Source organism: Streptomyces spiralis (genome assembly GCF_014654675.1).
Taxonomy (GTDB): domain Bacteria; phylum Actinomycetota; class Actinomycetes; order Streptomycetales; family Streptomycetaceae; genus Streptomyces; species Streptomyces spiralis.
On the sequence record NZ_BNBC01000048.1, the window covers coordinates 58,112 to 70,621 of the forward strand.

Consider the following 12,510-nt stretch of genomic DNA (forward strand, 5'->3'; position numbering starts at 1 on the left):
CAGAGAAGGGCCCCCCGGTTTCGCCGGGGGGCCCTTTCGCGTCCTGCACCCCTAGGACCAGCTGGTGCCCGTCAGGCGCTCGTACGCCTCCACGTACTTCGCCCGCGTCGCCTCCACCACCTGCTGGGGCAGCGGCGGCGGGGGCTGCTCGCTCCTGCGGTCCCAGCCGGACTCGGCGGACGTCAGCCAGTCCCGCACGAACTGCTTGTCGTACGACGGCTGCGCGCGGCCCGGCTGCCACTGGTCGGCCGGCCAGAAGCGGGAGGAGTCCGGGGTGAGCACCTCGTCGGCGATGACCAGGGTCTCCCCGTCGAAGCCGAACTCGAACTTGGTGTCGGCGAGGATGATCCCGCGCTCGCGGGCGATGTCGCGGGCCCGGCCGTAGACGGCGAGGGTCGCCTGGCGCAGCTGTGCGGCGGTCTCCGCGCCGACCTGGCGCGCCACCTCCTCGTAGGAGACGTTCTCGTCGTGCTCGCCGACCTCGGCCTTGGTTGCCGGGGTGAAGATCGGGGCGGGGAGTTCGGAGCCGTCGACGAGCCCCTCGGGCAGGGCGAGGCCGCACACCGTGCGGGAGTCGTCGTACTCCGCCAGGCCGGACCCGGTGAGGTAGCCGCGGGCCACGCACTCCACGGGGACCATCCGCAGCGACCTGCACACGAGGGTGCGGCCGGCCCAGTCGGCGGGCGCCCCTTCGGGGAGCTCGGTGCTGATGACGTGGTTGGGGACCAGGTCGGTGAGGCGGTCGAACCACCACAGGGACAGCTGCGTGAGGATGCGGCCCTTGTCGGGGATCTCGGTGGGCAGCACCCAGTCGTAGGCGGACATGCGGTCGCTGGCGACCATCACGAGGTCGCCCGCCTCGTTCTGGTACAGCTCGCGCACCTTTCCGGTGTGCAGGTGCACCAGGCCCGGAACCTGGATCGGCTCGGGCTTTTCTACGAATCCGGACACGGTTCCTCCCCGTGGTTCTGTCCAATGGTCCGATTCTCCCGTATCGGACACGGGCCTCGGACAGCGGGTGGCGGGAGGACCGGTCGGAGGGTCAGTCCCGTTTGCAGATGCGGTCGAGAAGGTTGGCCGTGGCGCGCTGGATACGGGCGTCGACGTGGCCGGGACGGTCCAGCGCCGGGGACCACGCGAACGTCCCTGAGGCGAAGACCAGGGCGCCGGACGGGGCCCGGTACAGGGACGTCTCCTGGTGGCGCAGGACGCCCTCGGCGTCGGTGTACGGGGAGTGCGCGAGCAGGATGCGGTCCTGGTGGTCGGGGAGCGGGGTGCGCGGGAAGTAGCGGTCGGCCTCGCCCGCGACCAGGCCCTCGATCTCGTCGCCGTCCTGCGCGCCGGTCGCCTCCCACAGCCAGTGGTCGGCGTTGCGGACGATCAGCGGATGCGGCTCGGGGACGCGCCCGGCGTACTGGATGCCGACCAGTTGCTGCTCGGGGCGGTCGATCTCCCGCCACAGCACCGGCCGGCCCGGACCCTTGCGTTTGCGGCAGGTCAGCAGGCGGTCGGCGACGCCGGACGGGGAAGGACCCAGCTCCACCTGCCAGTACATGGTGTTGGCGGAGAGGAAGACCAGCGACGTGCCGTGCTCGCGGGCGAGTTCGACGGTACGGCGCATGGGGGTCGACCAGTACTCGTCGTGGCCGGGGAAGACCAGGCCGCGGTAGCGGGTGGGGTCGACTCGGCCGGCGTGCAGGTCGCGGGCGTCGGCGTAGGCGACGTCGTAGCCATAGCGCTCGGCCCAGCGGATGAAGTCGTAGGCGTGGCCGACGTGCAGGGGCAGGCCCGCGCCCGCGTACGGCCGGTCGAAGGAGACCGTGGTCGCCGCGTCCGCCTCGCCGAGCAGACGGCCGTCCTCGTCCCAGGCGTGGTAGAGGCTGGCGCCGGTGCGGCCGTCCTCCGGGTAGAGGTTGTAGGCCTGCCAGGTGACGTCGGGCATGAGCAGGAGCAGGTCCGCCGGGTGGTTGTCGCGCACGGTGAAGGGGATGTGGGAGCGGTAGCCGTCGGCGGTGGTCAGCACGGCGACGTACGCGCCGATGCTCCAGTACGACGGGACCTGCAGCCGCCAGGACAGCCACCAGTGGTGGCAGGAGACCGTGCGGTCGGCGGTGAGCGGCGGGGGCTGGACGATGCCGGACAGACGCGGGCTCGTGGTGATCTTCGCGGCGCCGTCGCCGTTGTAGTGGCCGATGCGGTAGACGTCGACGCTGAACTGCTGGGGCGGGTCGACGGTGATGTGGAAGTCGATGGCCTCGCCGGGTGTGACGGGGCCGTTGGAGGCGAAGCCCTTGATCTGGCGGCGCACGTCGTCGGCCGAGCGGGGGCCGCCCTCGGAGGTGCGGGGGGCGGGCACCCGGGGGGCGGTGGCCGTCGTCCCGCCTGCTCCTGCCGCCCCGGCGTCGACGTACCACGGGACGACCTGGCCCGTGTCGTCGAAGTACGTCTCGCTGCCGCGCAGCCAGGGAACGGGACCCTGACCGAAGGGGTCCGTCACGGCGTGCGCGAGTGCTCCCGACTCCCAGCGTCGGATCCGCTCCGATCCCATGGCCGTTCCCCTCCCTCGTGCCCCCATGACATGTGGTGCGGCAGTGCGGTCTGTCGTATGTCGTATGCGTTTGCCAGGTGCGTGAACGATCCCAGCACATCACATTACGCACGCATGCTGTCACTACTCGTTGCGAATTGACCGAAAGTGGAAGCCAGGGGTCCGGTAGGGTGCTCGCGCCCCGGACAACGGTCCAGGTCAGACGAGCCGTACGGGCTTTTCCGGACGTATGCCCGAATCGACCAGCCAGGTGCGCAACGGGACCGGATCGCCCTCCTCGATCAGGGCGCGGACCTTGGCGCCGAGGTCGACGGCTCTCTCCCCGTTGATCAGGAGGGAGGGACCGTCGAGCCAGTCGAGGCCCGGAGTGGCGCCGGCGGTGTCCATCGCCGCGCAGCAGACCATCGCGGTGACGTGGTCGGCGAGGAGATCCCGGCCGGTGCGCGGCGGCTGGAGGGGGAGCAGCGGGAGCGAGCCCTCGTCCCAGAGGGGGAGCGCCCCCGGGATCTGACCGGCGGCTCCGGCTCCCGGCGGTGCCGTCTTGGGCTCGGGTGCGGCGGCCTCCTCGCGGGCCAGCTCGGCACTGAGCCCGGCCGCGAGCACCGCACTCCGCTCGTTCGCCAGGTCGCCGTCCTCACCCGGGGCGGTGTCGGAGGCGTGGCCGGTGGCGGGTGTGCGGTCGGTGTCGGGCGTGCCGCCGGTGTCTGGCGTGTGGCCGGTGTCGGACGCGTGGCCGGCACCGGACGCGTGGCTGGTGGCGGGTGTGCGGTCGGAGTCGGGCGCGTGCTCGGCGGCACTCGTGGGCTCGGTGTCCCTCGTGGTGGGCTCGGCGTCCCTCGTGCTGTCGGCGTTCGCGGTGCGCTCGGCGTCCGGTGGTGTGCTCTCGGGGTCCTCGGCCGGGGAAGCGGCCTGGTACCGGGCCGGGTGTGCCGGCGGGGGCGGGGCGAGGGTGGTGGCGGCCTGGGGGGCGGCGGTGGGGGTGTGCGGTTGCGCGGCCAGGTGGTCCAGGACGCGGGCCAGGGTCGGACCGTGGGGATCGGATGCCGGGGGGTTCGGGGAGCGGCGTACGCCGAGTGTGTCCAGGACCCGGTGGAGACGGGCCGCGTCGGTGCGCCACTTGCGGTCGACGACCTCCTCCGGATACTCGTTCCAGTCCACCGGGGACCAGTCCGGGCCGTGCTCGGCGGGGCCGCCGTGGAACAGCCGCGCCGCCAGCAGTGAGGTGGCCTCGTCGACCACGCCGGGCTCCTCGAGCAGATCGCAGGCGGGGCGCTCGCCGAGCCGGGAGGCGAAGCCCTCGGCCAGGCGGTCACGGCGGGACAGCTCGGTGAGGGCGGCCACGACGCCCGCGTCCAGCCGGGAGGGCCAGCGGCCCATGCGCCAGGCGGGGAGCGCGACCCGGGTCAGAAGCCGGTCCCAGCCGGCGTACGCCAGGCCCACCTGTTCCTGGGCGACGATTCTCAGGCCGTAGTCCACAGCCTGTGCACGCTCGGCGGCCGCGGCCGCCACCCCGCGCTCCATCTCGGCCGCGTACTCCCGGCAGCCGCGCAGGAGCAGCCGGGCCACCCAGCCGACGCCCGCGCACACCGGGCCGGCCAGGGGACTGCGGCCGGGTGCCGAGGTGACGGCCACCGCCGCGTCCAGACCGCGCACGAAACGGCGGGCCGCGGCTATGTCCGGGTGCGCCGAGGGTCCCGTACCGGCGACCACGGGAGCGAGGACGGCCCGCAGCTCGCCGACGCGCATCCACCACAGGAACGGCGAGCCTATGACGAGCACAGGTGCCGCCGCCGTACGACGGGGTCGGGCCGAGGCCAGGCCGCGCAGCCCGTACGGATCGTCGCGGCCGCGGCCGGCGTCGGCGTGGTGCCCGTGCGCCTGTGGGGGCGGGCCGTGGGCCGGATGGGTGCGGTCCTCCAGCCAGCTGTCGCAGTCCGGGGTGACCGCTATGGCGGACGGGGCGGGCACGTCGAGACGGTCGGCGAGGTCGCGCACCAGGCGGTACAGGTCCGGGGCGGACTCCTCGGGGATCGGGACCGTCGGGCTCATGGCGGGGCGGGCGCGGGCGACGACGAGGCCGATGCCGGCGGCGGCCAGAAGGACGACCACCGCGACGACCCCCACCACCCAGCGGGCGAGGTCCCAGCCCCGGCCCACGAGGTGGCCGGTGGAGCCCCCGGCGAGCAGGATCACGGCGAAGGCGGCGGGCAGCAGGGCGACGGCCAGCGCCCGGCTGCGAACATGCAGCACGGCGAGGGCCCGGGAGCGCGCGGACTGCACACCGACCTCCACACCCATACCGGTCACGACCGGACGTCACCCCCTCCCGACTGTCCTGACTGCCCTGTGTTGCTCACTCCCCCACTGTGGCACCCGCCACTGACATCGCAATGCCGGTGGGCCAAGTGCCGGAACGCTTGCGCCGCACCCTAGTTGGGGCCCCGGCCTGCGTCAGCCGTATGGGCCATTGCTCACTCGATGGAATGGCTTTGGTCAGAGGTGGACGACGGACAGCAACACTCGGGCCCCGGATCGCGTCCGGGCCCGAGTGTCGAGAGACGCCTGGTGCTGTGGGGAAAGAAGCGCCTGGTGATGCCGGTAATTGTGTGGTGGGTCGCGGTGGGCTACGCGCCGGCCGCCGCCTTCGCCGCGATGTCCGTACGGTGCTGGGAGCCGTCGAGACGGACGCGGTCCACGGCCGCGTAGGCCCGCTCGCGGGCCTCGGTCAGGTCCTTGCCGGTCGCCGTCACGGACAACACCCGGCCGCCCGCGCTCACGACGGTGTCGCCGTCCCGCTTGGTGCCGGCGTGCAGCACGTATGCGTGCGGGGCGTCCTGGGCGGCCACCTCGTCGAGGCCGGTGATCGGGTCGCCCGTGCGCGGGGTGCCGGGGTAGTTGTGCGAGGCGACGACCACCGTGACGGCCGCGTCGTCGCTCCAGCGCAGGGGCTCCAGATGGGCGAGGTCGCCGGTGGCCGCGGCCATCAGGACGCCCGCGAGCGGGGTCTGGAGGCGCGCCAGGACCACCTGGGTCTCAGGGTCGCCGAAGCGGGCGTTGAACTCGATCACCCGGACGCCGCGGCTGGTGATCGCCAGGCCGGCGTAGAGAAGGCCGGAGAACGGGGTGCCCCGGCGGCGCATCTCGTCGACGGTGGGCTGCAGCACCGTCCGCAGAACGTCGTCGACGAGCTCGGGGTCGGCCCAGGGCAGCGGGGAGTACGCGCCCATGCCGCCGGTGTTCGGGCCCTGGTCGCCGTCCAGGGCGCGCTTGAAGTCCTGGGCGGGCTGGAGCGGGACCACCGTCTCGCCGTCGGTGACGGCGAAGAGGGAGACCTCGGGGCCGTCGAGGTACTCCTCGATCACCACGCGGTCGCATGCCGCCGCGTGCGCGCGGGCCGCCTCGACGTCGCCGGTGACGACGACACCCTTGCCGGCGGCGAGACCGTCGTCCTTGACGACGTACGGCGCGCCGAAGGCGGCGAGGGCTTCGGCGACCTCCTCCGGCGTCGTGCAGACGTAGGAGCGCGCCGTGGGTACGCCGGCCGCCGCCATCACGTCCTTGGCGAAGGCCTTGGAGCCCTCGAGCTGCGCGGCCGCCCGGGAGGGACCGAAGACCGGGATGCCCGCCTCGCGCACGGTGTCGGCGACCCCGGCGACCAGCGGCGCCTCCGGGCCGACGACCACGAGGTCGGCACCGAGCTCCGTGGCCAGCGCGGAGACGGCCGCGCCGTCGAGGGCGTCGACCGGGTGCAGCTCGGCGACCTCGGCGATGCCGGCGTTGCCGGGCGCGCAGTGCAGCGCGGTGACGTCGGGGTCGAGGGACAGGGAACGGCACAGGGCGTGCTCGCGCGCGCCGCTACCGATGACGAGGACCTTCACGGGGTCAGCCTAACGGCAGGAGCCCGGAGCGGTTTGTGCGGGTTGCCGAGGGCAGGACGGAGAGGCGTTCGTACGTTCCTCCGACGGGCGACGTCCTCTGCCAGGCGCGATGTCCTCTGCCGGGCGCCGATGTCCTGTGCCGGGCGCCGATGTCCTGTGCCGGGCGTCCTGGCGCTGCCCGGTGCGCGGTGCCCGGTGCGCTGGGTGCGGTGCCCTGCGGTGAGCTACTCGGTCGTGTACTCCTCCACCACCGTGGCGCCCAGCTCCCGCACGATCAGCTCGTGACCGGACAGGGCCGATTCGTCGAGGTCGGGGTCGTCGTCCTCGGGGATGTCGTCCTCGGGAGCGACGGGGGGCGGCTCGGGGGCGCTGGACCGCGGCGGGTGGGCCGCGGCGGATGGGCCCGCGGCGGCTGGACCTGCGGCCGCTCCCGCTGCCGCCGACGGCTGGGCCGGGGGCGCACCCGGTGCCGGGGAACCGGTGCCGCCCGGAGCGGCGGGCCGGGCGGCCGTCGCGGGACGGCCCGAGGCAGGGGCGCCGCCGCCGGGGCCGTATCCGCCGCCTCCGCCGTACCCGCCGGCGGCCGACGGGGTGGAGTCCCCGCCACCCGTCGGGTCGACGATCGCCTCGATCTTCCACTGCACGTGGAACTGCTCGGCCAGCGCCTGCCGCAGTACGTCCTCGCTGCCGTTGCTGACGAAGCTGTCCCGTGGCCCGGCACTGGCGAAGCCGAGTTGCAGGGTTGTCCCGTCGAAGCCCGCGACATGGGCGTACTGGTCCAGCATGATCCAGGTGACCTTGCGGCGGTTCTTCACCGCTTCAAGGATGTTCGGCCACAACTGCCGCGGGTCGAGCCCGCCGGAGACCGGACCGGACGCCTGGGGACCCGAGGCGGAGGGCGCGGGCGCGGTGGGGGCAGGGGCGGGCGAACCGCTCGCCGCCCGTCCCGCCCCGGGCGCGGCAGCGGTCGGCCAGCCCCCGGGACGCCGCCCACCGCCCGCGGGTGCGGCCGTGGGCCAGGCGCCGGGCGCCGCGGCGGCAGCCGCCGATGCGGGCGGAGCACCGGGCGCGGGCGACTCCCGAAGACGGTCGCCGGCGACGGCCGCGGGAGCGGGAGCAGGGGTAGGAGCAGGAGCGGAGTCAGGTCCGGAAGGAGGCCCGGAGACAGGCCCGGGAGGGGGCGCCGCAGGCGACGCGACCGTACCGCCGTCCCCGGCGCCACCAGCCCCCACTCCACCGGCCCCAGGACCACCCGTCCCGACCCCGGAACCCCGAACCGCGGCCCGGGCCGCAGCCGCACCACCGCCGGGCGGCACCGGCGCGGCGGACCCGCCGGTGACAGCGGCAGCCCCTGGATGGGCCTCGGGACCGGGCACGTACCCCATGGGGGGCGCCCCCGTGCCCGTGCCCGTGCCCGTGCCCGTGGAGAAGCTCACACCGCGCTCGAGCCGGTCGAGGCGGGCCATCACGGACCGCTCGTCACCGTAGGCGGCGGGCAGCAGCACGCGGGCGCAGATCAGCTCGAGCTGGAGGCGGGGCGAGGTGGCGCCGCGCATCTCGGTCAGACCCTCGTTGACGAGGTCGGCGGCGCGGCTCAGCTCGGCGGCGCCGAAGGAGCGGGCCTGGGCCTGCATCCGCTCGACGACGTCGGCCGGGGCGTCGATGAGCCCCTTCTCGGCGGCGTCGGGTACGGCGGCGAGGATCACGAGGTCCCGCAGCCGCTCCAGCAGGTCGGCGACGAACCGACGGGGGTCGTTGCCACCCTCGATCACACGGTCGACGACCTCGAAGGCGGCGGAGCCGTCCCCGGAGGCGAAGGACTCGACGACGGAGTCGAGCAGCGAGCCGTCGGTGTACCCGAGGAGCGAGGTGGCCATGGCATAGGTCACACCGTCCTCACCGGCACCGGCGAGCAGCTGGTCCATGACGGACATGGAGTCACGCACGGAGCCGGCACCGGCCCGCACGACCAGGGGAAGCACTCCGTCCTCGACGGGGATGTCCTCCTTGTGGCACACCTCACCGAGGTAGTCCCGCAGGGTCCCCGGCGGGACCAGCCGGAAGGGGTAGTGATGGGTCCGGGAGCGGATGGTCCCGATGACCTTCTCGGGCTCGGTGGTGGCGAAGATGAACTTCAGGTGCTCCGGCGGCTCCTCGACCACCTTGAGCAGCGCGTTGAATCCGGCCGACGTGACCATGTGGGCCTCGTCGATGATGTAGATCTTGTAGCGGCTGCGCGCGGGCCCGAAGAAGGCCTTCTCCCGCAGGTCACGGGCGTCGTCCACACCGCCGTGCGAAGCGGCGTCGATCTCGATGACGTCGATGGACCCGGGCCCGTTCCTGGCCAGGTCGCGGCAGGACTCGCACTCCCCGCAGGGCGTGGGCGTCGGACCCTTCTCGCAGTTCAGACAGCGGGCGAGGATCCGCGCGCTGGTCGTCTTGCCGCACCCGCGCGGACCGCTGAACAGGTACGCGTGATTGACCCGGTTGTTCCGCAGCGCCTGCTGCAGCGGGTCGGTGACATGCTCCTGCCCGATGACCTCGGCAAAGGACTCCGGGCGGTAGCGGCGGTACAGCGCGAGAGACGACACGCATACGAGGTTATAGGCGCCCACTGACAACCGGCCGTGGACAGCCGGCCCGACCCCACCCCGCCCGGGACGTCCCCGGCACGCATCCGGGAACGCAAGCGCCCCCCACGCACCCGCCAGAGCCGACCTACCCTTGCTGCCTTCCGGCCCTGGGGGAGTTCAGTCAGATAGCGCCGCGTGAGGGGCTCCCGAAAGAGTACCCGATCCCGGCGGTGAGGAACGAGTTCGCGAGCACTCCTCTCGGTCATGTAATGTTTCCGGCGGAGGATTCGCCTAGAGGCCTAGGGCGCACGCTTGGAAAGCGTGTTGGGGGCAACCCCTCACGAGTTCGAATCTCGTATCCTCCGCGCTTGCCTGATCAGGCAAAACGAAGGGCCCCGCTGGTGACCAGCGGGGCCCTTCGTCGTGGGTGTTGTCGCGGCCGTGGCCCGACTGGGTGGTCACTGTGCCGCCATAGGCTCCGGTGCGTTGTGGGCGCGACGGTAGGCCAGTGGTGACAGGCCCAGGTGCGTGTGGAAGTGCTTGCGCAGGGCGACGGGGTCGCCGAAGCCGCAGGCGGTGGCGATCCGCGCGACGGTGAGGTCGGTGGACTCCAGCAGCAGGCGCGCGTGGGCCAGCCGCCGCTGCGCCAGCCACTTCAGCGGGCTGCTGCCCACCTCGCTGCGGAAACGCCGGGTGAAGGTGCGCACGCTCATGTGCGCGTGCCGGGCCATGTCCTCCAGTGTGATCGGCTCGGCGAGCCGGTCCAGGGCCCACTGCCGGGTCGCCGAAGTGGATCGGTCGGTGTCCTGCGGAACCGGGTGCTCGATGAACTGCGCCTGGCCGCCTTCGCGCCACGGCGCCACAACGCAGCGGCGCGCGGCGGCCGAGGCCACCGCCGCGCCGTGGTCCAGACGGACCAGGTGCAGGCACAGGTCGATGCCGGCCGCTCCGCCGGCGGACGTCAGAATTCGTCCGTTGTCGACGAACAGGACGTCCGGATCGACGTCGACGTCGGGGAACAGCCGCGCCAGCGCGTCACACAGCGCCCAGTGGGTGGTGGCCCGCCGACCGTCCAGCAGACCGGCCGCCGCGAGCAGGAAGGCCGACGTGCACAGGCTGACGATGCGGGTCCGCGGCCCTATCCGGTCCAGCGCCGCAGCGAGTTCCTCGGGGAGCGTGCCGGTCGCGAGCAGGCGCTCGCTGGGCTCCTGCGTGGCCAGAACGACGGTGTCCGCGGTCTCCAGCGCCGACTCGTCGTGGTCGACGACGAGTCGGTAGTCCTCGTGCGTGCGTACCGGCCGGCCGCCGAGGGAGCAGGTGACGACGGAGTACAGACGAGTCCCGTCCGGTTCACAGGCCTCGTTGAACACCCGCGCCGGGATGCCCAGGTCCAGCGGCAGGACCCCGTCGAGGGCCAGAACGACGACACGATGCGGCATGGCCGGAATAGTACGACAGGTGGCTCTCCGGCCACTCACCCGTCTCCGCGGGCACCCGCCACTGTTTCTTTTGCCGGGATCGCGGTCCCGGCAAAAGAAACAGTGAGACGGACATGAGCGAGGACAAAATGAGTGAGCACACCATGCGGGCTGTCACCGTCACGGAGTTCGGCGGCCCGCAGGTGCTGACCGCCGAGGAGGTCGCGCGCCCCGAGCCGCTGCCGACCGAGGTGCTGGTGCGTGTGCACGCGGCCGGCGTCAACCCGGTGGACTGGAAGACCCGCGAAGGACAGGGCATGGCGGGGCTGCAGACGTTCCCGCTGATCCTGGGCTGGGACGTCTCCGGTGTCGTCGAGGAGGTCGGCTTCGGCGTCACCACCCTCGCGCCCGGCGACGAGGTGTACGGCATGCCGTGGTTCCCGCGCGCCGCCGGTGGCTACGCCGAGTACGTGGCCGCCCCGGCCCGCCAGTGGGCCCGCAAGCCGGCCACTCTGGACCACGTGCACGCGGCCGCCGTGCCGCTGGCGGCGCTGACCGCCTGGCAGACCGTGGTCGACACCGCCCACGTGCAGGCCGGCCAGCGCGTCCTGATCACGGCCGCCGCCGGCGGGGTGGGCCACTTCGCGGTCCAGTTCGCCCGGCACCTGGGCGCCCACGTGATCGCCACCGCCAGCGCCGCACGCCACCCCTGGCTCAAGGAACTCGGCGCTGACGAGACCATCGACTACACCACCACCCGCTTCGAGGACGCCACCAAGGACATCGACGTCGTCATCGATCTGGTGGGCGACGCCCACGACCAGACCAGCACCCGCTCGCTCAAGGTCCTGCGCCCGGGCGGCCTGCTGGTCGCCGTCCCGGCCGGTGTCTCCCCGGAACTGGCCCAGGCCGCCGAGGCGGCAGGCGTGCGGGTCACCCCGTACCTGGTCGAGCCGGACGGCGCGGCGCTGACCACGATCGCAGGGCTGATCGACGCCGGCGAGGTCGCCGTCGAGGTGGAGGAGACCTTCCCGCTGGAGCAGGCCGGCGCGGCCCACGCCCGCGTCGAGGCCGGCCGCACCCGCGGCAAGGTCGTCCTCACCGTCGCCGACTGACCACCCTCGCCGGCAGTCGGAGCAGCGCCATGTACTACGAGATCCGCCGTATCTGAAAGGCGTTCGACCACCCACAACCCGAGGGCCCAGGAGCACCCGGCCACCGCGCCGGGCCCTCGGAATGCCCGACATCGGACGGCGGCTCCACGGCCTCCGCCAACAGGGATCACCCAAGGTCAGCGACGCGAACCGAAACGGAGAGGTTAAGGTCGGCTGCCATGGGCACCGTGGAATCCGTCAACATCGGCAGCAGCCGGGTCACCGCGCACTCGGGTGCCGGGCGCACCGGCATCGACAAGCGGCCCGTCTCCCACCCTGTCGCCGTGTCGGCACCCGGACCCCAGGGGGTCAGCGGGATGGCCGGTGACTCCATCTGCGATGCACGTTTCCACGGCGGCGACCACCAGGCCGTCTACGCCTACGCCCGCGAGGAGCTGGACCTGTGGGAGCAGGAGCTCGGACGGGAGCTCCCCGCCGGGGTGTTCGGCGAGAACCTCACCACACGCGGCCTGGACGTCTCCGGCACCGTCATCGGCGAGCGCTGGCGGGTGGGCGACGTGGTGGTGCTGGAGGCGTCGGCGACCCGGATCCCCTGCCGCACCTTCGCCGGCTGGCTGGGGCAGGAGTCCTGGATCAAGCGGTTCAGCCGGCGCGCCCTGCCCGGGGTGTATTTCCGGGTGGTCGTACCCGGGCACGTCGCGGCCGGGGACCCGGTGACGCTGCTGTCGCGGCCGGACCACGGGGTGACGTCGGCGATGGTGCTGCGCGCACTGACCGGTGAGAGCGAGCTGCTGCCGCGCCTGCTGGAGGCCGACGCGCTGTCCCCGTCTCAGAGCGAGTCGGCCCGCAAGCGGCTGGGCCTGCCGGTCCGGGTCTGATCCGCTCCGTCGTCGGGCCGCTGCCCCCCCCCGTTACCTTTTTCGTGGCTCCGCAATGGGGCCTCCGGCCTTCGGGTCCGGCATGACTTCCCCCTCCTGT

The 12,510-nt window shown here is 73.1% G+C and carries 8 protein-coding genes, 1 tRNA gene and 1 other RNA gene; 3 read left to right on the top strand and 7 right to left on the bottom strand.

What is annotated here, in order from left to right:
- Positions 1–51 precede the first annotated feature (51 nt).
- From IE318_RS35415 to ffs, 6 genes are all read right to left on the bottom strand, one after another.
- Positions 52–951, bottom strand: a complete 900-nt coding sequence (locus IE318_RS35415; protein WP_189906941.1) for a phosphoribosylaminoimidazolesuccinocarboxamide synthase — start codon at positions 949–951, stop codon at positions 52–54.
- Between the two features lie 91 nt (positions 952–1,042).
- Entirely contained in the window at positions 1,043–2,548 is a 1,506-nt protein-coding gene (locus tag IE318_RS35420; protein WP_189906943.1) for a N,N-dimethylformamidase beta subunit family domain-containing protein, read from the bottom strand.
- Between the two features lie 198 nt (positions 2,549–2,746).
- Entirely contained in the window at positions 2,747–4,846 is a 2,100-nt protein-coding gene (locus IE318_RS35425) for a hypothetical protein (RefSeq protein WP_189906956.1), read from the bottom strand.
- A 326-nt stretch (positions 4,847–5,172) separates the two neighbouring features.
- Entirely contained in the window at positions 5,173–6,426 is a 1,254-nt protein-coding gene (gene purD, locus IE318_RS35430; protein ID WP_030180524.1) for a phosphoribosylamine--glycine ligase, read from the bottom strand.
- Positions 6,427–6,650: 224 nt separating this feature from the next.
- On the bottom strand, positions 6,651–9,017 hold the full coding sequence (locus IE318_RS35435; RefSeq protein WP_189906945.1) for a DNA polymerase III subunit gamma and tau: 2,367 nt from the start codon (positions 9,015–9,017) through the stop codon (positions 6,651–6,653).
- Positions 9,018–9,108: 91 nt separating this feature from the next.
- An RNA gene (gene ffs, locus IE318_RS35440) (signal recognition particle sRNA small type) lies at positions 9,109–9,207 on the bottom strand.
- Positions 9,208–9,279: 72 nt separating this feature from the next.
- Between ffs and IE318_RS35445 the strand changes: the two genes are divergently transcribed.
- Positions 9,280–9,364, top strand: a tRNA-Ser gene (locus tag IE318_RS35445).
- 93 nt (positions 9,365–9,457) lie between these two features.
- On the opposite strand, the gene IE318_RS35450 is transcribed toward IE318_RS35445, so the two are convergent.
- Positions 9,458–10,438, bottom strand: a complete 981-nt coding sequence (locus IE318_RS35450; RefSeq protein ID WP_189906947.1) for a GlxA family transcriptional regulator — start codon at positions 10,436–10,438, stop codon at positions 9,458–9,460.
- A gap of 128 nt (positions 10,439–10,566) precedes the next feature.
- On the opposite strand from IE318_RS35450, the gene IE318_RS35455 reads away from it, so the two are divergent.
- Together IE318_RS35455 and IE318_RS35460 are read left to right on the top strand one after the other, a co-directional pair.
- Positions 10,567–11,532, top strand: coding sequence for an NADP-dependent oxidoreductase (locus IE318_RS35455; RefSeq protein WP_189906958.1), 966 nt, complete (start codon positions 10,567–10,569; stop codon positions 11,530–11,532).
- A gap of 218 nt (positions 11,533–11,750) precedes the next feature.
- A complete protein-coding gene (locus IE318_RS35460; protein WP_030180453.1) occupies positions 11,751–12,410 on the top strand; it encodes an MOSC domain-containing protein in 660 nt (219 codons plus the stop codon).
- The last annotated feature ends 100 nt before the right edge of the window (positions 12,411–12,510 follow it).